This is a genomic window from Actinomadura sp. WAC 06369 (assembly GCF_003947565.1).
Lineage (GTDB): Bacteria > Actinomycetota > Actinomycetes > Streptosporangiales > Streptosporangiaceae > Spirillospora > Spirillospora rifamycini.
Window position 1 is genome coordinate 19,645 of record NZ_QHJN01000057.1, and the last position, 23,430, is coordinate 43,074.

Annotated in this window: 21 protein-coding genes and 2 pseudogenes; 12 read left to right on the top strand and 11 right to left on the bottom strand. The window is 67.9% G+C overall.

The features are described 5' to 3' along the window. The first annotated feature begins 215 nt into the window (after positions 1-215). Positions 216-776: an AAA family ATPase gene (locus DMH08_RS17485; protein ID WP_199747855.1), complete on the top strand. Its 561-nt coding sequence runs from the start codon at positions 216-218 to the stop codon at positions 774-776. On the opposite strand, the gene DMH08_RS17490 is transcribed toward DMH08_RS17485, so the two are convergent. The 4 genes from DMH08_RS17490 to DMH08_RS17505 form a co-directional block, all read right to left on the bottom strand. Then, the gene (locus DMH08_RS17490) at positions 773-1,180 is read right to left on the bottom strand and encodes a hypothetical protein (protein ID WP_125615839.1); all 408 of its coding nucleotides are present in this window, start codon (positions 1,178-1,180) and stop codon (positions 773-775) included. The two genes, DMH08_RS17485 and DMH08_RS17490, sit on opposite strands and share 4 nt — an antisense overlap. 329 nt (positions 1,181-1,509) lie before the next feature. Then, positions 1,510-3,621: an AIPR family protein gene (locus DMH08_RS17495; RefSeq protein ID WP_125615842.1), complete on the bottom strand. Its 2,112-nt coding sequence runs from the start codon at positions 3,619-3,621 to the stop codon at positions 1,510-1,512. A 308-nt stretch (positions 3,622-3,929) separates the two neighbouring features. Next, a complete protein-coding gene (locus DMH08_RS17500) occupies positions 3,930-5,165 on the bottom strand; it encodes a hypothetical protein (protein ID WP_125615845.1) in 1,236 nt (411 codons plus the stop codon). Positions 5,166-5,287: 122 nt separating this feature from the next. Beyond that, on the bottom strand, positions 5,288-7,282 hold the full coding sequence (locus DMH08_RS17505; protein WP_125615849.1) for an N-6 DNA methylase: 1,995 nt from the start codon (positions 7,280-7,282) through the stop codon (positions 5,288-5,290). Positions 7,283-7,799: 517 nt separating this feature from the next. Here DMH08_RS17505 and DMH08_RS17510 point away from each other — a divergent pair. Beyond that, positions 7,800-8,081, top strand: a complete 282-nt coding sequence (locus DMH08_RS17510; protein WP_125615852.1) for a hypothetical protein — start codon at positions 7,800-7,802, stop codon at positions 8,079-8,081. A gap of 609 nt (positions 8,082-8,690) precedes the next feature. Here the strand turns inward: DMH08_RS17510 and DMH08_RS17515 are convergent. Then, a pseudogene (locus DMH08_RS17515) lies at positions 8,691-9,650 on the bottom strand (SDR family NAD(P)-dependent oxidoreductase); the annotation flags it as partial. Positions 9,651-9,696: 46 nt separating this feature from the next. Between DMH08_RS17515 and DMH08_RS17520 the strand changes: the two are divergent. After that, positions 9,697-10,122, top strand: coding sequence for a MerR family transcriptional regulator (locus DMH08_RS17520; protein WP_199747857.1), 426 nt, complete (start codon positions 9,697-9,699; stop codon positions 10,120-10,122). Between the two features lie 23 nt (positions 10,123-10,145). Here the strand turns inward: DMH08_RS17520 and DMH08_RS17525 are convergent, their stop codons facing one another. Further along, positions 10,146-10,484 carry an Imm51 family immunity protein gene (locus DMH08_RS17525; RefSeq protein ID WP_026405145.1) on the bottom strand — a complete coding sequence of 113 codons (339 nt, stop codon included), beginning with the start codon at positions 10,482-10,484 and terminating at the stop codon, positions 10,146-10,148. 74 nt (positions 10,485-10,558) lie between these two features. Next, on the bottom strand, positions 10,559-10,987 hold the full coding sequence (locus tag DMH08_RS17530) for a hypothetical protein (RefSeq protein ID WP_026405144.1): 429 nt from the start codon (positions 10,985-10,987) through the stop codon (positions 10,559-10,561). Positions 10,988-11,237: 250 nt separating this feature from the next. Here DMH08_RS17530 and DMH08_RS17535 point away from each other — a divergent pair, with 250 nt between their 5' ends. Together DMH08_RS17535 and DMH08_RS17540 are read left to right on the top strand one after the other, a co-directional pair. Then, positions 11,238-11,564 (top strand): hypothetical protein, encoded by a 327-nt coding sequence (locus tag DMH08_RS17535; protein ID WP_233617653.1) that lies wholly within the window; start codon positions 11,238-11,240, stop codon positions 11,562-11,564. 43 nt (positions 11,565-11,607) lie between these two features. After that, complete coding sequence (locus DMH08_RS17540) at positions 11,608-12,135, top strand: GNAT family N-acetyltransferase (RefSeq protein ID WP_233617654.1); 528 nt, start codon at positions 11,608-11,610, stop codon at positions 12,133-12,135. A gap of 186 nt (positions 12,136-12,321) precedes the next feature. On the opposite strand, the gene DMH08_RS17545 is transcribed toward DMH08_RS17540, so the two are convergent. Genes DMH08_RS17545 through DMH08_RS17555 form a run of 3 tightly spaced genes read right to left on the bottom strand, consistent with a single transcriptional unit; the run spans position 12,322 to position 15,445 of the window. Further along, a complete protein-coding gene (locus tag DMH08_RS17545; RefSeq protein WP_125615858.1) occupies positions 12,322-13,908 on the bottom strand; it encodes an ABC transporter permease in 1,587 nt (528 codons plus the stop codon). After that, positions 13,905-14,798 (bottom strand): ABC transporter ATP-binding protein, encoded by an 894-nt coding sequence (locus tag DMH08_RS17550; RefSeq protein WP_125615861.1) that lies wholly within the window; start codon positions 14,796-14,798, stop codon positions 13,905-13,907. The genes DMH08_RS17545 and DMH08_RS17550 overlap by 4 nt, the downstream gene beginning before the upstream one ends. Then, complete coding sequence (locus tag DMH08_RS17555) at positions 14,795-15,445, bottom strand: TetR/AcrR family transcriptional regulator (protein ID WP_267898553.1); 651 nt, start codon at positions 15,443-15,445, stop codon at positions 14,795-14,797. Before DMH08_RS17555 ends, DMH08_RS17550 begins: the two co-directional genes overlap by 4 nt. A 190-nt stretch (positions 15,446-15,635) precedes the next feature. On the opposite strand from DMH08_RS17555, the gene DMH08_RS17560 reads away from it, so the two are divergent. From DMH08_RS17560 to DMH08_RS17575, 4 genes are all read left to right on the top strand, one after another. Then, positions 15,636-16,169, top strand: a complete 534-nt coding sequence (locus tag DMH08_RS17560) for a DUF485 domain-containing protein (RefSeq protein WP_233617655.1) — start codon at positions 15,636-15,638, stop codon at positions 16,167-16,169. Beyond that, the gene (locus DMH08_RS17565) at positions 16,166-17,824 is read left to right on the top strand and encodes a solute symporter family protein (protein ID WP_233617656.1); all 1,659 of its coding nucleotides are present in this window, start codon (positions 16,166-16,168) and stop codon (positions 17,822-17,824) included. Before DMH08_RS17560 ends, DMH08_RS17565 begins: the two co-directional genes overlap by 4 nt. A 210-nt stretch (positions 17,825-18,034) precedes the next feature. Next, the gene (locus DMH08_RS17570) at positions 18,035-20,098 is read left to right on the top strand and encodes a S8 family peptidase (protein WP_158642335.1); all 2,064 of its coding nucleotides are present in this window, start codon (positions 18,035-18,037) and stop codon (positions 20,096-20,098) included. Positions 20,099-20,280: 182 nt separating this feature from the next. Continuing rightward, a complete protein-coding gene (locus DMH08_RS17575) occupies positions 20,281-20,586 on the top strand; it encodes an SHOCT domain-containing protein (protein ID WP_051301384.1) in 306 nt (101 codons plus the stop codon). 3 nt (positions 20,587-20,589) lie between these two features. On the opposite strand, the gene DMH08_RS17580 is transcribed toward DMH08_RS17575, so the two are convergent. Beyond that, positions 20,590-21,201, bottom strand: coding sequence for a MarR family winged helix-turn-helix transcriptional regulator (locus tag DMH08_RS17580; protein WP_125615876.1), 612 nt, complete (start codon positions 21,199-21,201; stop codon positions 20,590-20,592). 695 nt (positions 21,202-21,896) lie between these two features. On the opposite strand from DMH08_RS17580, the gene DMH08_RS41045 reads away from it, so the two are divergent. The 3 genes and pseudogenes from DMH08_RS41045 to DMH08_RS17595 form a co-directional block, all read left to right on the top strand. Then, positions 21,897-22,142 carry a DUF3263 domain-containing protein gene (locus DMH08_RS41045; RefSeq protein ID WP_051301387.1) on the top strand — a complete coding sequence of 82 codons (246 nt, stop codon included), beginning with the start codon at positions 21,897-21,899 and terminating at the stop codon, positions 22,140-22,142. A gap of 61 nt (positions 22,143-22,203) precedes the next feature. After that, a complete protein-coding gene (otsB, locus tag DMH08_RS17590; RefSeq protein WP_125615881.1) occupies positions 22,204-23,007 on the top strand; it encodes a trehalose-phosphatase in 804 nt (267 codons plus the stop codon). Positions 23,008-23,179: 172 nt separating this feature from the next. Then, a pseudogene (locus DMH08_RS17595) lies at positions 23,180-23,430 on the top strand (hypothetical protein); the annotation flags it as partial.

Genomic DNA, 23,430 nt, shown 5'->3' on the forward strand with positions numbered 1-23,430 from the left:
AGAGCGCAGCACCGTCGCCGCTTGCGCGGGTCCTTATGCTCGGCGAGCCGCTTCGCGTCCTTGCCCTGCGCGCAGCACTGAGCTTTGCGACCATGCCGGCACCGACAGCCTCACCCGGCACGAGGCCTCACGCTGGGAACGCGGGACACGCATCCCCGACGCCTGGTCGCCCTACCTCGCCCGCGCACAACGTCCCGCTCACCGTTCTGGAACGCATGGCCGCCCACGCCCACGGCCGCGACACCACCACGGCCAGCAAAACCCCGTTCGACCTCGGCGCGTTCTTCCCCGGAGCCGACGCGCTCAAGACCAGACTCGCGAACGCTTGGCACGGCCGAGCGGTCGCCAACGCCGGAGCGAACCCCGTGCTCGTCTTGGTGGGCGGCTACGCCGGATCGGGCAAGACCGAGTTCGCCCGCTTCCTCTCCGACCTCTCCGGATGGGCGTTGCTGGACAAGGACGCCCTCACCCGCCGCATGACCGAACGGCTACTGATCTTGCTCGGAGCCGACCAGCACGACCGCCACACCGACCTCTACCGGTCCGAGGTACGGCCGCACGAGTACCAGTCCCTCATGCAGGTGGCCCACAGCAACATTGAGACCGGCGTGTCGATCATCCTCGCTGCCCCGTTCATCGCCGAACTCAGCAACCCGTCATGGCTGGCGATGCGCCCCGCGACGGTTGGAAACTCGCCCACTGGGACGAGTACGCCAGCACGCTCAACACCGACGACCCGCCCGAGGCGGCACACCCCACGATCGACAACCGCCTAGGCGCAGCCGTCAGCCTCGCCGACCAAACCCGCCGAGCTCTTGCCAAGCTGGTGGTGTGACGGCTGACCGGCAGGCTTCTCCCCGATAAGGCGCTGAATCCGTTCGGTGACACCTTGCAGCACGCGCAGGAGCTCTTCCTGAGCCCTCCAACTCCGCAAGCGCAGTTGCTCATGCCTGGCTGCACGTTCTTCAAAGGTCGGGAGGGTGTTCGCCACTTCGTGTGCTTGGGCAATGCCGAGAGTCCTGTAGCGGTCCCAGGCGGCTTCAACCTCATCGCAACACTCGGTGTACTCGATAGCGAAGGTCAGGAATCCATCAGGCGCCAGTTCAGCCTTGCCAACCTCTGCCGCCCAGAGGTTCGCGCGAGCATCAACAGCGATCAGCAGGCCGAGCGCCTCCCGCACACGGAGCCCGAGCCACTGTCCTGCAGCACCCCGACAGCCACGTCTCGGGTTGCCGAACGACGCTCTGACACAGCCGCCTCCCATCCACCTACACAGGCGAACAGCAGTTTTACCAGGGTGCGGGATGTCAGGCCGCAGGAGGCGGATGAGAACTTTCTCTACGTCTTCAAGGGCGCCCGCTTCGCGGTCGCCGGCGGCCGCCCGCCCCGGCGCGCCGGGCATGCGGCCTGTCCCGTCCGGTCCCGCCACGCCGGGCCAGCCAGCCGCCAGGATGAAGCCGAGAAGCTACTGTCCGACACATGGGAGTTGATGAGGCAGGACGCCAGAGGTTAGCTATCCTCACCCTCGGTTGCACTTGTGATATCGCGGGCAATATCGACTAGCGAGCCTTGGCCAGGAACATGCCAATGCCTTGTCCCTTGAACCTGCTGATCATTTCCCATGGCTTCTCGCCGCATCATGCGCACCAACGTCGATGGAGCGTAAGCCTGGCCATCAGCCCTCCAGACCAGCGGCTTGGTCTTGTTGTTCTGCCACGTTGCTTTGGCGCGGTCGGGGTTCTCTTCAATCCACCGAGGAAGCTGTCTGCGTTCTGATGTAGTTACCGGACGGAACTCAAGTATGGTGCCATCAGAGATGGCATTCACATCGACGATGACCCATACGGCTCGGGGTTTTTGGTTGCCGATACCATCGGGCATCTCCTCAACCCGGGACTCGATATCGCTCGGTGGCTCATCGCCATTGCGCACCCGTTCATATAGACCTTTTGCGACGAGTTCGGCCCGCTCAGTTGTCCGCACAGTTGTGCTGATCTGACTCTTACTTCCGTACGCCCCATCGATGACGACGAGCAACCAGCCCAGCGCCTTTCGAATCCGCTCTCGCACTTCAGACAAGCGGACATCCCAAGCTGCAGAGGCTTCAGTCTCCTCCGAGTCGATATCGTGGGTTTCCATTGTCCGGAATAGTACGTGCGTGAGGAGTAGGTCCCCATGTGCAGCGGCACCGGCAGCGCGGCCTGCTAGGTTCTCCTGCTCTTCAGCCAGCGACTGCCGTACGGTCCGCAGCAGTTGAACACATCTCCATACACGATGTGCGCTCGGCTTCGACCCGAAGAGCACGCGGTAGTAGCGATCCTCCCAGAGCGCCGATGCGTCCCGCTTAGCCCGGGTCACGAACTCCAGCGAAACTTGTACGGCCGCTAGGGCAAGAGCCGCCTCCGTCATCGTGCAGCCCTCTTCGGGCGCCGGCTCAGGTTCCCCTCGCTTGATCACATAGTTGCGACCGAGTGAAAGTGCGAACTCGTGGCGTAGATCAGACTGTTCGGGTCGGCGGGATCTAAAGTCGCGTTCTTCAGTCGGGTTCTGGGTGTTCGCGGCAACAGTAATGCGGTCGCCGAAACCCTCGGGTGCATCCTCAAGGGCGATGATACGCACGAGAACACGACCCGCGGCCACCTTCCCCGGTTTCTGCTGCATCGCGCGGTGGATCGCACTCACGGTTTGTGCTCCATTAATTACGCTGGCACCTTCAAGGCGAAAGCCGGCGCTCCCGCCGGTGGAAGGAGCACCTTTTCCGTGCTTGCGTACGCGATCGCAAATCAGGGTTATGCCGTTACTTAGATACCAGAATAGCTCTGGCTCTTTAGTGAGTGTGGAGCGAATCTTCTCGTTGACATCGCTGATGTCGAAAGCATCGCGGATATTGCGGGCAGTAAGGTGGCGGCCATGCTTCCCATACCATTCGGCTACCTCTTCAGTGGAAACGGTCCCATAGTATGCAAGGAAAGGCTCCACGAAACGACCGAGGCTATGAAGTTGTACGTCGATGTCAACCTTGCGTTCTGCGTGGTCGCCGAGGATCTCTCGATGCAGATCGCGCAGGTTGACAATCTTGTAGCTAACTAGATCGTCATCTAGATTATGTCTGTCAATCTCCTCTTCGAGGAAGGATCTCGTGTTGGGGTGGAGGTCCGTTCCTGTTACAAGTGCAAGAACAATCACGACTTTCGGGGAAGGGCTATTAAGAGCGGCGTGGAGCTTAGCTGAATGTCGATCAATCGGGCTGCCGAAACGGTCGAAATCCAACTCTAGTAGGTAGTCGAGGCCGCGCATTACGGCTGAGACATCACCCTCGCCAAAACCAGCCTCCCCTTTATCGCTCCACTTAGCCTGCACCAGGGTGACATGGTGGCGTTCGCCTCGTTGCTCCACCGCTACTGCATCAATTCCTCTATCGGTTTCGCAGTCGATCACTGATCGCGCAGCGTCATCATCGGAGCAGGCAGTCTCCATCTTGATCGCTAGGGCGGCGACCGCGCGGCTCAGGAAGGCGTGCTCTTCGCCCTTCCGGCCCTTCCAGTCTGACATGTCGATTGAATCGCGAAACTGCTCGGTGAGCCTTCGCTTGAGGTTCCGAACCTGGACCGGGTATGCCATCGACTCACCTCATACGCACGCTGGGCCCATCCAAGCAAGCGGTGACTACGACTCGCTAGCCTTGCCTGCTTCGAGGAATGTACCAGTCGCGACGCCTGTAGCTGCCGTAGAGACAGCCTAGAAGGCCACCTTAGGTCGTGAGCCTCACTGCTACTGGACCAGGAAGCCACGGCGACGGCACAGCCGTGCGAGCGAGTGGGTGCATCCATGGGAGCGCAAGCCAGGTGGGCAAGACCGGAAACCGTGCAACCGTGGGGGCGAACGGCCACGTCCTGAGTGGTCAGCCCTCGTATGCTGCACAAAGCAGGTCAAAAAATGATCTCGGAAATATGGCTCTCAAACTCAGAAACCGCCGCTTCCGCCATTGCTGCTGCATCGGCGAATTTATGCCAAGCTCTAATGGCGTCATCCCCTCCGCAGAGAGTGGGGGGAGGGAGGACCACCTCGCCGACGTCCGCGGGATAGAGAGTGTCCACCACGCTGCCGCAAGCAAGTACCTGAATCTGTTCCTGTACAAAGCTAGAGGCAAGGGCCAAGTAGAGCCAGCCGGCGTTGACGCCCTCCCTAGGCCTTGCTCGCATAACGTGCTCACTTGCGAGCCACCCAGCTCGGTCCGGGGTCACCATTACTGGCACACCGAGGCCCTCGTATGCTCTGCCGTCTGCAGCAAAGACGGTCTCGTCAGCGTGGAGGCGATACCATCCAGGTTCTGAGAACACTCGATCCGCCATGTACTTCGGCGCGATCACATGCTCTTGCCTGAGTTGCCCGCCGGCAAGAAAGGGATGGCCGTGTTCCTTAGTGACATGGTAGGCCTTGTAACGACTTGCTGGCTTATGCAGGATTGCAACATCTCGCAATTTAGGGCCGCCGGCTCTTATCAGTGCCTTGGCAGCATCCCGCGAAGTCGGTAGATATGGCGCTGAGTCGATTCGGCCAAGCAACTCCTGGGCATTGATTTGCCATCCATCAGCAGGCCGATTGCTTTTGATGTCAGGTAGGTTCTTCTCCACCTCGTCGTGCAAATGAACTAGGTCAAGCCTAGCCTGCTCACGCAGGTCAATGGCCGATGCCATTTTGCGGCCGATAGAGTCTTGCGCCGACGCTTCTAGCAGTGGCACGCACAGCCGACTGACGTCTGCGACTGTAATGTGATCAATTACGGAACCGCTCATATCCCTACGGACAAGCTCTTGTCCCGTGGGACTGTTGAGCACCGTTAGTAGGTATGGCATTAGGCTCGTACTGTGAGGATCAATTCTGATAGCGTCATGACTCAGGACGAAGTTGGATAGATGACGATCTACCGCGACTGCAGGACCAAGATTTCTTCCTGAACACGTGAGCAGAATCGTGCCGATATGCAGCCTCAGGTCGTCGATGACTGAATTGCGGCTGACTGACAGGTGGTCCGCGGCTATGGGGAGATAGTCGAAAATGTCGTATGGGCGAAGGTATGGGAGCGATTCCTCTGCTGAAGTTGCATATACTCGCTTGAAGCGTTTGGGGGCGGAAATAGACGCGAGATTACCAAGCATATCCACGGGGTACCCGTGCGAGGCTAGTTCCTGCACTCTTCGCGCAGCCCTAACGCCAGGTGAAAGGTGATACTCGGAATCCAGGCGGTTAGCGCGAGATACGATGGCCGACTTGAGTGTGTCTGTAATCATTCAAACTCCGTTAGCCATGCGTTGTACGCCGCCGCTACATCTTCAAGTTCGTCATCGATAAGGCGCTCTGTTACAGTCACCTGTCTTTCGACATCTGCTCCCGTCGCCGGATCGATTTCAGAGATAACCTCGGTGCGAGAGATCAGGATGTCTTCGCCGGCCTCGTCACGCCGGTATATGACGTTGCCCCTCTTGTCTCGGCCGACAGTTTCTGCGATGGCCATGAATATTGGATAATCCAAGCCTTTTGCACGTGCGTCATCCTTCTCTTTCTGTGTTAGCTTGCGGAGGACGAGCATGGAAGTCTGAGTGTCGTTCTTCGGCTGGAAGAGGTCGCGGGCCATATCGACCACCGCCAGGATCTGGGTGTTTTGGAGCAGCCAATGGCGAACATAACCCAAGGCAGGGTTGTTTAGGATGCCATTGGGCAGCACAATAGCCATACGTCCGCCCTCCCGTAGGAGTTGGACGCATCGCTCGATGAACAATATTTCGGGGGGCTGGGATCGGCGTAGCACGTGGGTGCCGGAGTGGTCTCCCCGTTTATTCCATTCTCCCTGCTCATTCAAGTCCCATGCAGCTGCGAGTTCATACTGTTGCAGAATTTCTTGATCATCGACACGGATGTTCGTGCCGAATGGCGGATTCGCGACGACGATATCCATCGTTCCGAGCTTAATCTTAGCTGCTGCCTCAGGACGCCAAGTATGAGGATTCGCAAGGCTATTCGCTTGCCACAGTCCTCCCGATCCGTCGTTATTCATAACCATGTTCATCTTCGCCGCACGTACGAGTGCAGGATTAAGGTCAAGTCCGTAGATACTTGAGGAAAGGTACTCGCTACGAGCCCGCCATAGTTCTTCTTGCTCGGCTGGGGTTGGAGCATTGGGGTTGATCCACTGCTCTCTATGGTCTTGGCGAATCTGTTCCACCGCGCTATTCATAGCGGTAATAAGGAAGCCGCCTGTGCCGCAGGAGGGATCGATGACTCGCTCCCCAGGCTTAGGGTTAAGCATCCGAACGGCCATTCTGCATGCATTGCGCGGTGTGAAGAACTCTCCGCGATCTCCCCGTAGATTGGAGCCGACGATCTCCTCGTATGCTACTCCCTTGACGTCTACCGGAGAAGCTAGCAGCGAGATGGACTGCAGTTGGCCTACCACATAAGCCACGACGCTGGCGTTAAGATCTATCTCGCGATCCGCGCCAACGAAGATAGATGGATACTTGGATAGAACCTTTTCTTTAAAAATCCTTTCTATGCGAGCCTTGGCAGGCACTGCATTGGTCGCGCTTGCTCGCTCGGTCGGAGTCACAAAGAAACTGAGTCTCTTCGAACGTTCATCTTCAATCTTGCAGAAGATAAGCTTCAGAAGTTCCCAGAAAGCTTCCGGCTTTTGCTTACCCTCGTTGGCAGCGATGTAGTTGTGGCAACGCCGGAACGCGAAAAGCAGGTTGTCTCCGGTTGCAGGCCTCAGGTCGCGTCGTCGTGGGCGCTGCGCTTCTTCCTCTGACTGTCCGGCAGCGGGTATCTCGAGAATTTCCTCGATGGAGTGAGTGCCCTGTGTACCGGGTCGCTTGGCGAAACACTCGCGGTCATCGCCGTTCGTCCATACGCCATAGGAGGCATTGAGGGCGGCAGAAAGGTAGGATTTTAGCTGCTCCACCCCCTCAGTGCGAGAGGTTCGGTTAGTTCCAGGCTTCTTAGTCTCTACGATGATATAGATATTCTCTTGGAGATGCGGAGCGCCCGGCTTGAAAACGGCGATGTCAATTCTTTTGCGCGAAGAGCCGACTTTGATTGAAAATTCGGGCGCGCAGTCTTTCGGGTCATAGCCGTACTGTCGAACCAATGCTTTTTCGATATTTTGACGAACGTACTCTTCTGGAGTATCCTTGACGATTTTGCCAGTAAGGAAGTCTCGGATCTTGCCCTCGGGGATTGATCCTGCAACGACCACTGCCGGAGCTGGGTTCTTGGCGGTTGGCATGGTTGTATTCTGTCGGACGTTCCCCGATCGCACAAGGTCGAGGCTATGCGTGTCCCGGGTCATAAGGAACGTTCGGTGATGTGACTCGCATGCCTTGCTCGGAGCACTGTGCCGGTTCGTGTGCTTGTAAGCCGCTTACGGCCGAGGAAGCAGGGTTTGGAGAGAGCGCAGCGTGGGAGTAGACGGAGCTAAGGGAGCCTGAAGCGGGGGTCTCGCGACCCCAGCCCCCCCGCGGGCCCGGATGGCACGCCCGCGGGGGGCAGTCTGTCAACACCGTCTCGCCGTTCGCGCGGGCGCACCCTCCGGGACGGGGCGTGGTAGCGGAGGTGTGGTGTCACTCCGAGGTTGCTGGGGTTGCTCCCTGGTCCGCTGCCAGCCCCGCTGATGGCGCTGGCCAGGTGTCCGTTCGGTCCGTGGCTACCGTGCTCCGTCTGCCGGAGTGGTCTAGCGCAGGTCGGGTACGTGACTGCGGTCAGTCTGCGCAGATGCAGACAGTGACCGTCTCGGGGGGTGAGAGATGAGTTACAGCGATGATGAGTTGCTCGACTTCGATAAGAGCAAGCTGGATCACTGGGACGAGGGTCGGGCGAGAGCCAACCTTGCGGGTCCCCATGCGGTCCTGTACCGCAACCACCTGGCGATCGGAAAGTGGATCGACCAGTGGCTAGCAAATGGGCGTCCGACCCCACCGGCGCAGGAGGAGTTCATCAAGGGCTACGACCGAGGGGTGCGGGAGGTCGCGGCACACTTGCGTCAAGGTGATCTCCTGCCAGGCACCCAGGCCATCCCCAACCCTTGACACTGTGCCGAATACGGGCCTAAATCGGGGATGTTGCCGACAAGGTCCCAGGCCAGGGGAGTTGGGCGGTGGGACTGTAAATCCGTCGGTTCGTTGCTGGCTGAGGCCAAGCTGCTGACGCGCCGCTTCCGGTGCTCGCTTCGCTGCGCTCCGGGTCGGCTTGTCCTCGGATTGGTCGGGTTTCGCAGTGGGGGGCCAGGGCCAGTGGCTGCCCGATCGGCGAGGGCAGGGCCTGCTGGTGGTGGGTTGGGAAGTACAGCAGGGAAGTACCGCAACAGAGGCTTACGGCTGCTGGCAGCGGCTACTGGCCGCACACGCGGTGAGCTGGGGCGCCGGTGCCAATCTTGCGGGCGCCGGTTTCTTGTAAACAGAAGGTTAGGGGTTCAAGTCCCCTCGCCGGCTCCCAGGTCAAGGCCCCTTCCACCCCGGAAGGGGCCTCCGCGTCAGTGAATCTCCATTGTGAGCCGGACTTGCTGTGCCGGGTGTTGTGTCCTGGTCTTGACGTCGGCGGGCTGTGACGGTTTGGGCGATGTTCTGCTCTCCGGTCGGACGAGGTGTCCGCGTGTAAAGGCGAGAGCACTGGCGTGCCGTGTGCCGCACGCGGATCGTCGGCGTGGTGGCGGTTGCTGTGAGGGAGAGGTTCCAAAGGCGGGCGGCGGCGTCGGGGGCGATGGCGTACTCGCGGACGCCTCCGTCGTCCATGGGCTGCTCGGGGGTGGAGACGGAGGCGACTTCGCAGTCCTCCAGGTAGAGCCCGCCGCGGCCGTTGAGGAGGGGCGATGTGGCTGCCCACAGGCCGGTCGCGGCGCCCTGGGACGGGGTCTTGAAGTCGGCGCCGATCACGTTGCCTTGCTCGTCCACCCAGCCTCGGTCGATCTGTTCCTGGAGACTCATCTCCCGCTGGAGGCCGGTGATGATCTTGCCGGGGTGGAGGGCGAACGCCCGGACGCCGTGGTGGCGTCCGAGGGTGTCGAGGTGCACGGCGAACAGGACGTTGGCGGTCTTGGCCTGGCCGTAGGCCAGCCACTTGTCGTAGCCGGTGCGGAAGTGCGGGTCGTGCCAGCGGATGTCGGTCAGGGCGTGTCCGGCGGAGCTGTTGACGACGACGCGTGCGCTGTCGGTGGCGGCTAGGAGCGGGTAGAGCTCGCTGGTGAGTGCGAAGTGCCCGAAGTGGTTGGCGGCGAGTTGGCCTTCCCAGCCGGGCCCGACCCGTCGCTCTGGGGTGGCCATGACGCCGGCGACGGCCATCAGGATGTCGAGGCGGTCGAGGCGGGCGCTGATCTGTGCGGCGGCGGCGCGCACGCTGTCGAGGTCGACCAGGTCCATGGCTATGACCTCGCAGCCTTCTATGTTCTGAAGAGCGACGCGGGCGGTGGCGGGACGGCGTGCCGGAACGATGACGTGGGCCCCGGCGGCCGCCAGGCCCCGGGTGGTCTCCAGACCGAGTCCGGAGTAGCCCCCGGTCACCACGGCGGTCCTGCCGGACAGGTCCACGCCGGCCATGACGTCCTCGACGGTGGTGGCGGCGGAGAAGGGCGAGCCGAGCGGCTGCTGGTCGGTGGTGGTCATGCCGGCGATGCTAGGAACTAGAGCGAGGTCTAGATCAAGTCCTAGGTTGGGCGGCATGGCGACTACCGAAAGCCGCCCGCTGAGTATCGGCGAGGTGGCCGAGCGGACGGGGCTCAGCGTGCACGCACTGCGCTTCTACGAGCGCGAGGGCTTGCTGGTCGGGCCGGTCCGGCGCACCGCGGGGGGTCGGCGGCGATACGCCGCCGCCGATGTCGACTGGCTGCTGATCTGCGTCAAGCTGCGCGAATCCGGTATGCCGCTCGCCGAACTCAAACGGTTCGCGGAGCTGGTGCGGCATGGTCCGGGCAATGAGGCCGAACGTCTGCAGCTTCTCGACGTCCATCAGCAGCGGGTCGAGGCGCAGATACAGGCGCTGGAGGAATGCCGTTCGGTCATTGCCTGGAAGGTCGGCGTCTACGCCGAGCACCTATCCCGCGGAGAGGCCGGCGGACTCTGGGATCCGACAGTCTGAGGAGAGGACGGGTACGGCGCTGGTCAGTCGTCGAATTCGAAGCCGGCGGCTTCGGCGGACTCGATCAGGGATCGCATTCGGTCGCCGTCTCCGGCGACGGCGGCCATCAGAGTTCCCAGCTCTTCGAGCGCGGTCCGGTCATCGCCGTACGCGCAGAACATGCCCCCTTCGGGGTCGTACGAGACGTGCTCTTCGAGGTTTTTCGCCTGCGTGCTCACGAGGAACTGCGCGACGCCTTCCCAGAAGTAGCCGTTCGGCTCGTGGCCAAGCTGCTCGACGAGCTCGTCGACCTTCGTCGTCCCCGCGTCCAGGAGGAGGGAGAACTTGCCGGGGGTGGTCTCTAGGAGCCTCAGAGGAGTCACCGGCGGAGCATGGCACCGATTCCAGCGCCGAGGCAACCGGCAGTGGTGAGGCGATGGGGGATTCGTGTTGTCGCTTAGAGCACCTTCGTGATTCGGCATTCGATGCCGGTGGGGCTGGCCGAAATTCGGGACGGTGTTGTGCCGCCGAATGTCGCGGTGTCGCGGACGTCGAAGGTCTGCTCTGCGATGCGCTGCTTCGTTTCGGCGTCGAGTACTTCGACGGTCACCTTGTATCGGGAGGCGTCGCCTTCGATGGTGCCGTTGATCGTGACCATCCCGATGCCTCCTGCGGTGCTCACCTGGCAGTCGACTTCGGCTTCGTAGGACTTGCTGCCGAGGCGAGGGACTCCTTCGCCGGAGAGTGCGGGGACGAGCAGGCCGAGCACGGCGGTCAAGGCGACGACGCCGATGATGGCGGCGCCGATGATGGACGAACTCTTCGGCCTGCGTCGCCCGCCCGGGCCGTGGGGGTCCTGGGCGAGAGTCCATTCGTGCGTGGGCATTCGACCTCACTCGACTCGATCCGAAGATCATATACGTCCCGGCGCGGACGAACGCGGCCTACGCGCTGAGTCGGGGGAGTGCGGCTCGGGAGGTGTAGCCTGCGGTGCCGGTCCCGCGATCCTCGGTTGGTTGCGGAGCCGAGCGCGTTCTTGTCAGTGGACGGCTGTTTTGTAGAGGTCGCTTTTTCTGTCGTGGCTTGGGGGTGTGAGTATGGCTGACGGGGAAAGGGATCGGTCGAAACTTCGTCCGGTGGGGGAGGTGGAGGATGCTTATGAGTTGCTCGAGCATATTCGGAAGCGGCCGGGGATGTGGATTCGTGGGGAGTCGCTGCGCGAGTTGGAGGTTCTGCTGTGCGGGTACGGCATCGCGCTGATGGTTCATGGGGTCGATGAGGGTTTCGCGTTCGGGCCCAGGGGTCCTTTCACCGACTGGTTGGGGTGGCACTACGGCTGGTCGACGGCGCTTGGGTGGGCTGCCGCGATCGAGAGTCATGCGGACGGTGAAGCGCCGCTCGATCGGTTCTTCCAGCTTGTAGACGAGTTTCGCAGGTCCGGGGGCGTTGTGGGTGGTGAGTGAGGTGGGGGCCGGCTCGGGTGGGCGGTCGAAGGGCTCTGGGCGGGTGGCTTTGCGTCGGCTGGGTGCCGGGGACGAAGGGGAGTTTCTCAGGCTGGTCAGGGTCAGTGCGGAACTGCATGCGCCCTGGATTTCGCTGCCGTCGGGTCCGGGGGAGTTTCGGGATTATCTTGATCGGTATGAGGGGGCGGATGAAGAGGCGTTGCTGGTCTGTCTTCGGGATGGCGGGGAAATTGCTGGTGTTGTTAATCTGAACAGTGTTATTCGGGGTAGGTTGCAGTCTGCGTCGGTGGCTTATGCTGCTTTTGCTCCTTCGGCTGGGCGGGGGTATATGGCCGAAGGGGTGGGGTTGGTGGTGCGGTATGCCTTCGAGGAGTTGCGGCTGCACCGGCTTGAGGCTCAGATACAGCCGGATAATCGTGCTTCGTTGGCGTTGGTTCGGCGGGTCGGGTTTCGGTATGAGGGGTACTCGCCCGAGCTGTTGTTCATTGATGGGGCCTGGCGGGACCATGAGAGGTGGGCGATCGTGAACGGTGGGCTCACCGTTCCGCATTCGACGCTGCCGCAGCGTTAGGTGCGGGTGCCGCAGGGGGTGCAGAGGGTCTTCAGCCAGGCCCGGTGGCGGAGCTCGCCGGGGTTGCCGCAGGCTTCGCAGATGGTGGCCGATCGGTGTTCGGCGGCTCGTACCAGGCGTGATGCCGCTTCGTCTTGTCGGCGGTGCTCCGGGGCGGGGTCGTCGAGGAGGTGGTGCCACTGCGGGTCAGTTGAGGGAGAGGTCTCGGCGGCGGAAGGCGGTCAGGCCGGTTGCGGTGAGGGCCGCGGTTATGGCCAGGAGCCAGACGAACGGGGCCGCGGTGGGGTCGGCGCCCGGGAGCTTGGGGATGTGGGTGAAGGGGGAGACGTCGAGGGCCCACTGGCCGACGTCCAGCATCGGGCCGATGAGGGTGACGGCCACCGCGACGGCCACGGCGGCCCAGCTCGCGGACGTCAGGCGGGGGACGAGCCCGAAGAGCGCGAGGGCGAGCGCGGCGATGAGCCAGACGGCGGGGAGCTGGGCGAGCGCGGCGGGCAGGAGGGCGGGGAGTTCGCCGGGGTCGTGGACGAGTCCGGCGAGGAGGGCGCCCGTGACGAGGCCGGCGACGGGGCCGGCGAGGGCGAACACGAGGTGGCTGGACGCCCAGCGCAGCCGGCCGGTCGGGGTGGCGAGGAGGGGTTCGGCGTGGAGTGCCGACTCCTCGGCGCGGAGCTTGAGGACCGCGGAGACGGCGTGGCCCGCGGCGAGGAGCCCGAGCATGTTCATGACCATCGCGAAGTAGGCGTCGGTGATGGTGGAGGCGCCGCCGAGGTCGGCGATGATGTCTTCGAGGTCCGGGTTGTCGTTGATCAGGTCGTTCATGCCGCCCGCGACGCCGCCGAAGACGAGCCCGAGGGCGGCGAAGCCCGCGAGCCAGCCGTAGAACGGACGGCTCTGCAGGCGCCACCCGAGTCCGAACGGGCCGTTCAGGCGGGGGGACGCCTCGGCGGGGCCGGGGCGCGCGGGGAGGATGCCGGCGGCGACGTCGCGGTGCTTCGACAGGCGCCACGCGGCGGCGGTGAGGGCGAGGGCGAGGGCGGCGGTCGGGACGAGCAGCCACCAGCGCTCGTCGCCGAAGGGGCGCATGCGCTGGACCCAGCCGAGGGGCGTCAGCCAGCCGAGCCAGGTGAGGCCGTTGCCCTCGCCGCCGGTGTCGGCGGCCATCCGGAGGACGAACGCGCCGCCGAGCGCGGCCAGCGCGGTGCCGCGGGCGGTGCCGGCGTTCTCGGAGAGCTGGGCGGTGACGCCGGCGACGGCGGCGAAGACGATGCCGGCCGCGGCCGTCTGCAGGCCGAGCGCGAGGGAGCCGGCGAGCGGCTGGTCCTGCGCGGCCACGGCGGCGGCCGTGAGGAGGGCGACGGCGAGGTTGGCGGCGGCGGTGACGGTGAGCGCGGCGGCGAGGGCGGCCTGGCGGCCGACGACCGTCGAGCCGAGCAGTTCGCGCCGTCCCGCCTCCTCCTCGGCGCGGGTGTGCCGGATGACGGCGAGCGCGGAGATCAGTGCGAGGGCGACGGGGACGAACGCGGACCGCTGGGTGACGAGTCCGCCGACGCTCGTGTCGTACAGGGGGCCGTACATCGCGAGGAACGTCGGGTTCGTCCCGCTGGTGTTCGCGTAGCCGAGGCGGTCGGCGGCGGTGGGGTAGAGGCCCTGGAACGTGGCGACGAAGTTCGCCGGGAGCACCGAGACGATCAGCACCCAGAGGGGCAGCAGGAAGCGGTCGCGGCGGAGGATGAGGCGGATCATGCCGCCGGTGCCGGCGAGCGCGGTCATGCCGCGTCCTTGTAGTGGCGCAGGAACAGCTCCTCGAGCGTGGGCGGGCGGCTGGTGAGGCTCCGCACGCCGGCGGACGTGAGGTGCTTGAGGACGTCGTCGAGCCGGTCGGTGTCGACCTCGCAGCGGACGCGCGCGCCGTCGACGCGCAGGTCGTGGACGCCGGGGAGGCGGGAGAGGCCGTCGGGCGGCGCGGCGAGGTCGGCGTCGATGGACGTGCGGGTGAGGTGGCGCAGGTCGGCGAGGGTGCCGGTCTCGACGGCGGTGCCCCTGCGGATGATCGTCACCCGGTCGCAGAGCGCCTCGACCTCGGAGAGGATGTGGCTGGACAGCAGGACGGTGCGGCCCTTGTCGCGCTCCTCGCGGACGCACTCCTGGAAGACCTCCTCCATCAGGGGGTCGAGGCCCGAGGTGGGTTCGTCCAGGATGAGGAGGTCCGCGTCGGACGACAGGGCGGCGACGAGCCCGACCTTCTGCCGGTTGCCCTTCGAGTAGGTGCGGCCCTTCTTGCGGGGGTCGAGTTCGAAGCGGTCGAGCAGTTCGGCGCGCCGGGCCTTGTCGAGGCCGCCGCGCATCCGGCCGAGGAGGTCGATGACCTCGCCGCCGGACAGGTTCGGCCACAGCGTGACGTCGCCGGGGACGTAGGCGAGGTGGCGGTGCAGGTCGGTCGCGTCCCGCCAGGGGTCGCCGCCGAGGAGCCGGACGGTGCCGGCGTCGGCGCGCAGCAGGCCGAGCAGGACGCGGATGGCGGTGGACTTCCCGGCCCCGTTCGGGCCGAGGAAGCCGTGCACCTCGCCGGGACGGACGTCGAGGTCGAGCCCGTCGAGCGCGCGCGTCCGTCCGAAGGTCTTCACCAGGCCGGACACCTGGACGGGGTTCGTCTGCTTCACCGGTTCTCCTTGTTCTCCAGCATGGTCCGCAGGACCGCGCGGGTCTGCTCCTCGAGTTCCGGGGTGATGAGGTTGTCGGTGTGGATGTCCATGAGCGCCATGGCGAGGCGGGGGTAGCCGTCGGGGGTGAGGATGTCGGTGCCGAGCGCGCGGGAGAGGTGCCCGTTCAGGACGACGATGCCGAAGTTCATGGCGGTGATCACGGCCGCGTAGGCGTGCAGGTCGTCGGTGGTGGGCTTGCGCATGCCGGGGGTGCCGCGCGACAGGATGTCCTCGCTGAACTGCACCGCGTCCTCGAACAGCGCGCGCGCGGCGTCGGAGTCTTCCGCCAGCGCGCGCGCCACGTAGTGCTGGACGGGCAAGGCCGTCTGCATCGCGATGGCTAGGAAGTTCGGGTTCTCCATGCCGCCGGACAGCGCTTCTTCTTTGACCCGGCGGATCGCCTCGATGGCGTAGGTGTCGCAGGCTCGCCGGAGCGCGGCCTTGTTGGTGAAGTGGTGCTGGACGAGCGCGGGCGAGACCCCGGCGGCCTTCGCGATCCCGCGGATCGTGGCGCCTTTCTCGCCGAGCCGGGCGAACTCGAGCATCGCCGCGTCCCTGATCCGTGCGCGTGTCGTCAGGTCTTCCGGTTCTCGCTGCCCGCCCACCGCGGCCCCCTGTACGTACGTTCAGCAACCTGTACGTTTGTACACTGTACGTGCGTACAGTCGCCCCGGCAAGGCGAGCGGGCAAGGGATTGTTCTGATTCTCGTCAATTCCGCATCGGCGATCTTGCTCCTTTGGTCTCATGGTGTTGCCAAATCGATACATAGAGTCATGACGCGGATAGGGGGCCGGATGGTCGGGGGAACGGACCCGACGGGACGCCTGGGGGCGGAACGGGGCAGAAGGGTCCCTCCGGGGCGGTACGCGCCGGTCGCCGGGGACGAGCGGTTCCGGCGGCTGGACCGCCGGTTCCGCCGGACGGTCGCCGTCGTCGCGGGAGGCTTCCTGGGCTGGTACTTCCTGTACGTCGCCCTGTCGGCGTTCGCGCGGGGGTTCATGGCGCGGCCGGTCGCCGGGAACGTCAACGTCGCGATGCTGCTCGGGGTGCTGCAGTTCGTCTCGACGTTCGCGCTCGCCGCGGCGTTCGCCGCCTACGCGCGGCGGCGCCTCGACCCGCTCGCGGACGAGCTGCGCGCCGAGGCCGACGGCCCGCCGGCCGCCGCCGCGCCCGCGGCGTTCGGCCGGGACGTGCCCCCGGGGCCCGCGCCGGCCGCGCGTCCCGCACCGCCGGGACGTCCGGCGGCCGGCGTGCCGCGGTCCGCCGCGCCGGTCGCGCCGCGCGCGTCGGACGGGCGCTGGGACGTCCGGATGGGGGAGGCGCGGTGACGGAGCTGACGTTCGGGGTGTTCGTCGTCTTCGTGCTGATCACCCTCGGGATCACGGTGTGGGCGCGCGCCAACACGCGGGGAGCGGACGACTTCTACGCGGGCGGCCGGACGTTCTCCGGCCCGCAGAACGGGATGGCGATCGCGGGCGACTACATGTCGGCGGCGTCGTTCCTCGGCATCGCGGGGCTCATCGCGCTGTCCGGGTACGACGGGTTCCTGTACTCGATCGGGTTCCTCGTGGCGTGGCTGCTCGCGCTCCTGCTGGTCGGGGCGCTGCGGAACGCCGGACGCTTCACGCTCGCGGACGTCCTCGCGCAGCGGGTCCGGCGGCAGCCGCCGGTGCGGCGCGCGGCGGTGGTCTCCACGGTCACGGTGTCGGTCTTCTACCTGCTCGCCCAGATGGTCGGGGCGGGGGCGCTCGTGTCGATGCTGCTCGGTGTGCACCCGGGTGAGCGGTTCCTGGGGATGTCGGCCGGTGTCGCGGAGACGGTCACGATCGTCGTGGTCGGCCTGCTGATGATCGGCTACGTGGTGTTCGGCGGGATGAAGGCCACCACCTGGGTGCAGATCGTCAAGGCCGTGCTGCTGATGGGCGGCACGGTCGTCCTGACGGTGCTGGTGCTGGGCCGGTTCGGGTTCGATCCCAGCGCGATGCTGGGGTCGGCGGCCGACGCGAGCGGCCGCGGCGACGCGTTCCTGCGCCCCGGGCTGCACTACGGCCCGGACGTCGAGGGCGACGCCTACCGGACGATCGTCGGCAAGCTCGACTTCTTCAGCCTCGCGCTCGCGCTCGTCCTCGGCACGGTCGGCCTGCCGCACATCGTCACCCGGTTCTTCACCGTGCCGGACGCCCGCGCCGCGCGCACGTCCGTGTCGTGGTCGATCGGGCTCGTCGGCGCGTTCTACCTGATGACGCTCGCGCTCGGGTTCGGCGCGGCGGCGCTCGTCGGGCGCGAGGAGATCGTCGCCCAGGACCCGTCCGGCAACACCGCGGCGCTGCAGCTCGCGCACGCGGTCGGCGCGCACGTCGCCGGGCCGGTCGGCGGGGACGTGCTGCTGGCGTTCACCGGCGCGGTCGCGTTCGCGACGATCCTCGCCGTGGTGTCGGGCCTGGTGCTGGCGTCGTCGACGTCGTTGGCGCACGACTACTTCGGCCAGGTGCTGATGTTCGGGCGTCCGCGCGAGTCGCAGGAGGTCGCGGTGGCGCGGGTCGCGGCGTTCCTGGTGGGGGCGCTCGCGGTCGTCCTGGCCGTCGTCGCGCGCGACCTCAACGTGGCGTTCCTGGTGGCGCTGGCGTTCGCGATCGCCGCGTCGGCGAACCTGCCCGCGATCGTCCTGTCGCTGTTCTGGCGGCGGTTCAACTCGACGGGCGCGGTCGCGGGAATCTACGGCGGCCTCGGCAGCTCGCTGGTGCTGGTGTTCTTCTCGCCGGTCGTGTCGGGGAAGGCCGATCCGGTGACCGGGCGGAGCCTGTCGCTGTTCCCCGCGGGCGTCGACTTCCACCTGTTCCCGCTGGAGAACCCCGGAATCGTGTCGGTCCCGATCGGGTTCGCGTGCGCGGTCGCCGGGACGTTCCTCGCCCGCGAGAAAGCCGACCCGCTGCGCTACGACGACCTGTCGGTGCGGGCCCTCACGGGGGCCGGTTCGCACTGACGCCCCGGGACCGGACGGCCCGGACGCCCGGGGCCGGCGTGGCCGTGTCCGGCCGGTGAGGCGAAGCCCACAGCGGGGCATCGCGGGCGGGACGTTCCGCACCGCCCGGAGCGTGCCTTAATGTTCCGTGTGCCCGGGCCGCCTGATGATCCCGTGGCACAATGTGGCTCGCCGTGGAGCACGGTCGACACCGGGAGGAGGTGCGGCAGGGTGTCCCAAGCCGGTCGGCACCGTTCCCGGCGTGCTCGTCCGGCCCTGCGCCCCCGCCGGACCCCGTTCCCGCGCCCCGCACCGCGCCCGGCCCGGCGTCCGGTCCCGCGCTCGGCGCGGGCGACCGCCGCCCTCGCCGTCGTGTCGCTGGCGGCCGCCGCGGCCGTCCCGATCGTGATGGCGCCCGACGGCGCGGACGGCGCGTCCCGTCCCGTCCGCGGCGCCGCGGCCGGCGCGCCGATCGCCGCCGCCGACCAGATCCGCGCCCGCGAGTGGCACCTGGAGACGGTCCGCGCGGAGCGGGCGTGGAAGTGGTCCACGGGCCAGGACGTCACCGTCGCGGTGCTCGACACCGGCGTCGACGCGAACCACCCCGACCTCGTCGGCAGCGTCGTGAACGGGCCCGACCTGACCGGCGGCGGGCGCCCGCCCGGCACCCGCTACTGGGGCCTGCACGGCACCTCGATGGCCAGCATCATCGCCGGTCACGGGCACGGCCGCGGCGGCTCCCAGGGGATCATGGGGGTGGCGCCGCAGAGCCGCGTCCTGTCGATCCGGGTGACGCTGGAGAACGACGACCCGATGCGGCGCGAGCAGCGGCGGCAGGCCGGGGACGGCGACGCGATCGCGCAGGGCATCCGGTACGCCGTCGACAACGGCGCCGACATCATCAACATGTCGCTCGGCGGCGGCCAGCAGTACTACAACGGCACCCCGGCGCAGGCGAGCGCGATCCGGTACGCGCTGAACCGGGGCGTGGTGCTGATCGCGTCCGCCGGCAACGACGGCTCCACCGCGAACCGGAAGAACTTCCCCGCCGCCTACCCGGGCGTCATCGCGGTGGGCGCCCTCGACCGGTACATGCGCCTGTGGGACGACAGCAACCGGCACTCGCACGTGTCCGTGTGCGCCCCCGGCGTGGACATCGTCAGCGCCGACAACGGCAAGGGCTACGTCGTCGGGACGGGCACGAGCGCATCGTCGGCGATCGTCGCGGGTGTCGCCGCGCTCGTCCGCGCCCGCTATCCGAAGCTGACGCCGGACGAGGTGCGGCGGGCGCTCGTCGAGGGGTCGCCCGCCCGCGCCGGGCACCCGACCGGGTTCGCCGGCTGCCCGGGGACCGTGGACGCCGTCCGCACCCTGCTCGCCGCGCACGCCCTGAACAAGGTGTCGACCGGCCCCGTGCAGACCCCGACGCCGGTGCCGACGCCCGAGCCGGTCGCCGAACCGGAGGACGCGGGCACGGGCCTGCTGCTGCCGCTCGTCCTCGGCGGCGGCGGGGCGCTGATCCTGCTCGGGGTGGCGCTCGGCTGGCGGCAGCGCGGGCGGCGCGAGGATGACGAGGACGCGGAGACGATGCCCGAGTACGGGCTGCCCGGGCCGCCGCCCGAGCCGGTGCCGCGCACCCCGGTCCGCCCGTCCGCCGGGGCCGCCGCGGCGCCCCCGGCCGAGGGCGGCGGGCCGCCGATGGCTCCGGTCGACGCGCCGCTGTGGCAGAACACCCATGTGCAGCCGCCGCCCGGATACGCCGACCCGGGCGCCCCGGTGCGGTTCGAGCCCCATCCGGCGGTGCCGGGCGGGCGGCCGCCGGACGCCGCACCGCCCACGGTGCGGTTCGAGCCGCGCCCGTCCCCGCCGGGGGCAGCGGCGGGCCGGGACGTCCCTCCGGCGGCGAACGGCCGCGACTTCGGGATCGACGCGAACGCCCTCGACGGCGCCGCGCGCGGCGGGACGCCCGCGAACGGGACGCCCGCGAACGGTGCGGGCGGCGGGGGCGGCGACGCCCCCGCGACCGGCGAGATCCCGATCTTCGACGACGAGGCGTGGGAGCGGTTCCGGCGGAGCGCCCTCGAAGGCACCGGCATTCCCGACGCCGAGCCGCGCCCGGCCGTCCCGGCGCCGCAGCCCGCCGGGCGCCCGGAGCCGGCCGGGGCGCCCGCGGCGCCGGGCGAGTCCCCGCAGGACGGCGCGGGCCCGCCGCCCGCAGCCTCGGACGCCCCGGCCGCGCGGGGCGAGACGCCCCCGGGCGAGGAGGAGGAGGAGTACCGGCCGCCCTGGTGGTGAGCCTGGTGGTGAGCCGTCGCCGCCGCCCGTCCGCCCCGCCCGGACGGACGCGCGCCGCGGGGCGCACGTCCCCGCCCCGCGCGGTACTCCGGCGGGCGTAGCGCGGGAGTCTCCGGGCGGCCGATGACGCCCCCCGGACCCGTCGCCGAGCATCGAACCATCCGAGGAAAAACAGGAGGTCGATGACCATGTGGACGACGCTCGCGACGCAGTTGCACCCCGGCGGCTGGTCCGACGGCGGGGACGCGCCCGCGTTCTGGCCCGTGTTCCCCGTCATGTTCGGGCTGTTCTGGCTCGCCGTGCTGGCGACCGGGTTCTACTTCGTCCGCCGGCATCTGGCCGGTGGCAGGCGGCACGGCGGCGGGACGCACGGCGGCGGCGACCCGCTGAGCAAGGCGCGGTCGGTCCTCGCCGAGCGGTTCGCGCGCGGCGAGATCGACGAGGACGAGTACCTGAGGCGCATGTCGGCGCTGCGCGCCGACGCGTGACGGTCAGTCCGCGCCGGCCTCTTCGAAGATCCGTCCGACGCCGCCGTCCGGGTACAGGGGTTCCCGGGCGGCGGCCGCGTCGGCGAACCGGGTGATCAGGCGCGCGAACTCGGCGCGCTCCCGGTCCGTCCAGCCGGCCATCAGCTCCTCGAAGTACGTGCGGCGGAAGCGGTCGGCGACCTGCTTGACGCGGGTGCCCGCGTCGGTCAGCCCGAGGTTGGCGCGGCGCGCGTCGACGGGGGACGGGCGCCGCGACACCAGGCCGGCGTCGATGGCGTGCCCGACCAGCCGGCTGGCGGTCGACGGGTCGACCTCCAGCCGGTCCGCGACGGCCCCGACGGTGATCTCGGGGGCGTCGCCGCCGTCGCCCGCGCGGTCGTCCGCGGCGGCGAGGAGCGCGGCGACGGCCTGGACGACCATCAGGTTCGACAACTGCAGGGGCCGTCCGTCCGGTCCGGCGGCGGTCTGCGCGCGGACCCGCTTCATCAGGTCGGGCTTGGCCCAGACGCGCCGCAGGTGGAACAGCGCGGTGGCGATCTCGGACAGGGTCTCGTCGGGGACGTCGCGTTCGGACGACTCGGCGGGCCGTTCGGTTGCGCTGGTCTCCGTCGCCATGCAGCTGTCTCCCGTTCGGTCGGCGTCCTCCCACCCTAACCGGTGTACCGTGCACACGATCTTTATATGAGGCTTATCTCGCCGGGTGTTTCCACTGGGGCGGCGGCACGGTCCCGGGACACGGGGCAAATGAAGATCTCCAGGTGAGCGGGGTTGTGATGCACTGAAACGGCGGCGTCCCGTTCCCCGCGAACCACCGGTGGCCGTCCGTCCGGGCGCGTACCATGGCACCCTGCCGAACCGGACGACCCGGGATCAGTGACCACAGAGGGGATCTCATGTCGGCGGCAGACACCCCCCGAGACGCCCTCCGACTGGACGTGAGCATGGACGAAGGCGCCCCCCGGCGACCCGTGACCGACGACGGCGAAGCCGCCTCCCCCGAAGCCGCCTCACCCGAAGCCGCCTCACCCGAAGCCGCCTCACCCGAAGCCGCCTCACCCGAAGCCGCCTCCCCCGAAGCCGACGCGGGCGTTCCCCGCCCCCGCGCCCCCGAGTCCGGGACGTCCCGGAGGGGCGGCGCGCCGGAGGCCGGCGTGCCCGGGCCCCGGGCCCCGGAACCCGAGCGGACCGCGGCGGCCGAGCCGGAAGCGGACGGCGCCGCCGACGAGGCGGCGGAGCCCGCCGACGCCGAGCCCGGTGCCCTCCCGGACGATGCCCTCCCGGACGACGACGCCGCGTTCCCGTCCGGGGGCCTGTCGGAGCGCGACCGCCAGATCCTCGCCTTCGAACGGCGCTGGTGGAAGTACGCGGGCGCCAAGGAGCAGGCCATCCGCGAGCTGTTCGACATGTCGGCGACCCGGTACTACCAGCTGCTGAACCTGCTGATCGACCGGCCCGAGGCGCTCGAGTGCGACCCGATGCTGGTCAAGCGGCTGCGCCGGATGCGGTCGCAGCGGCAGCGCAAGCGCGCCGCGCGCCGCCTCGGCATCCGGCCCTGACCCGGCGACACTGGTCCGCGTGACTACTCCCCGCTCTGCGAAGCGACTCGACGAACGTCCCGTGACGCCCGCCGGCGCCGAGGGGATCGACGCGCTCCGGCGCGCCCCGGACCGGGCCCTGCTCGCCTTCGACTTCGACGGCACGCTCGCGCCGATCGTCCCCGACCCCGCCGACGCGCGCGCCGAACCGCGCGCCGCCGGCATGCTGGCCCGGCTCGCCGCGCGCGCCGGGGCGGTCGCGATCATCACCGGACGTCCGGCGGCGGTCGCCGTCGAGTACGGCGGGTTCGCCGGGATCGACGGCCTCGTCGTCCTCGGGCAGTACGGGATGGAACGGTGGGAGTCGGGCGAACTGGCGACCCCCGAGCCGCTCCCGGGCGTCGCCGAGGCCCGCGCGAAGCTCCCCGGCGTCCTCGCGGCGGCCGGGGCGCCCCCCGGCACGTTCGTCGAGGACAAGCAGCACGCGCTCGTCGTCCACACGCGGCGCTGCGCCGAGCCCGAGGTGGCGCTCGAACGGCTCCGCGGCATCATCGCGGCCCTCGCCGAGCGGACGGGCCTCGCGCTCGAACCCGGCCGGTTCGTCCTCGAACTGCGCCCGCCCGGCATGGACAAGGGCGTCGCGCTCCGCGCCTTCGTGGACGAGCGCGGCGCACGCCCGTCCGCGGTCCTGTTCGCGGGCGACGACCTGGGCGACCTCGCGGCCTTCGGCGCCGTCGAGGCGCTGCGCGCGGAGGGCGTGCCCGGCGTGACGGTGTGCAGCGGGTCGAACGAGGTCACGAAGCTCGCCGAACGCGCCGACGTCGTCGTGGACGGGCCGTCCGGCGTGATCGACCTCCTCGGCGCCCTGCTGGACGATCCGGCCTGACCCCGCGGCCCCGCGCGCCTCCCCACCCCGAGCTATCTGCGAGTGATAAGAGCCTCGTCCGCTTTTGTTGGATCTCGCTCGACTATGGGCCGCCTGTGGATTCTGGTGACGATTAGGTCAAAATATGGTGCTCACAGGGGGAAATCGCTCGAGGCTTTGGGGAGGCTGGACGGTGAACATGGACCCGACGGTGCCGCGTCGTCCCGACGGGACGGCGCCGCCGACCCCGTTCCGAGGATCCGCGCCGCCCTCGCCCGGCACCCCGATCCCGCCCGGCGCGCCGACGAGCCCGATCGTCCACGGACCGCCGCCGGGCTGGACGCCGTCCGCCTCCGTGCCGCCCTCGCCGGACGCCCCGGCGACGTCCGGCATGCGCCCGCCCGTCGACGTGGCGGGCCCGTACCGGACGGACGGCGTCTACCG

Excerpts from the sequence above, each read along its gene's own strand:
- DMH08_RS17485 (WP_199747855.1), top strand. The coding sequence starts at position 216 with ATGGCCGCCCACGCCCACGGCCGCGACACCACCACGGCCAGCAAAACC.
- DMH08_RS17495 (WP_125615842.1), bottom strand. The coding sequence starts at position 3,621 with ATGGCATACCCGGTCCAGGTTCGGAACCTCAAGCGAAGGCTCACCGAG.
- DMH08_RS17505 (WP_125615849.1), bottom strand. The coding sequence starts at position 7,282 with ATGCCAACCGCCAAGAACCCAGCTCCGGCAGTGGTCGTTGCAGGATCA.
- DMH08_RS17510 (WP_125615852.1), top strand. The coding sequence starts at position 7,800 with ATGAGTTACAGCGATGATGAGTTGCTCGACTTCGATAAGAGCAAGCTG.
- DMH08_RS17530 (WP_026405144.1), bottom strand. The coding sequence starts at position 10,987 with ATGCCCACGCACGAATGGACTCTCGCCCAGGACCCCCACGGCCCGGGC.
- DMH08_RS17545 (WP_125615858.1), bottom strand. The coding sequence starts at position 13,908 with ATGACCGCGCTCGCCGGCACCGGCGGCATGATCCGCCTCATCCTCCGC.
- DMH08_RS17560 (WP_233617655.1), top strand. The coding sequence starts at position 15,636 with ATGGTCGGGGGAACGGACCCGACGGGACGCCTGGGGGCGGAACGGGGC.
- DMH08_RS17575 (WP_051301384.1), top strand. The coding sequence starts at position 20,281 with ATGACCATGTGGACGACGCTCGCGACGCAGTTGCACCCCGGCGGCTGG.
- DMH08_RS17580 (WP_125615876.1), bottom strand. The coding sequence starts at position 21,201 with ATGGCGACGGAGACCAGCGCAACCGAACGGCCCGCCGAGTCGTCCGAA.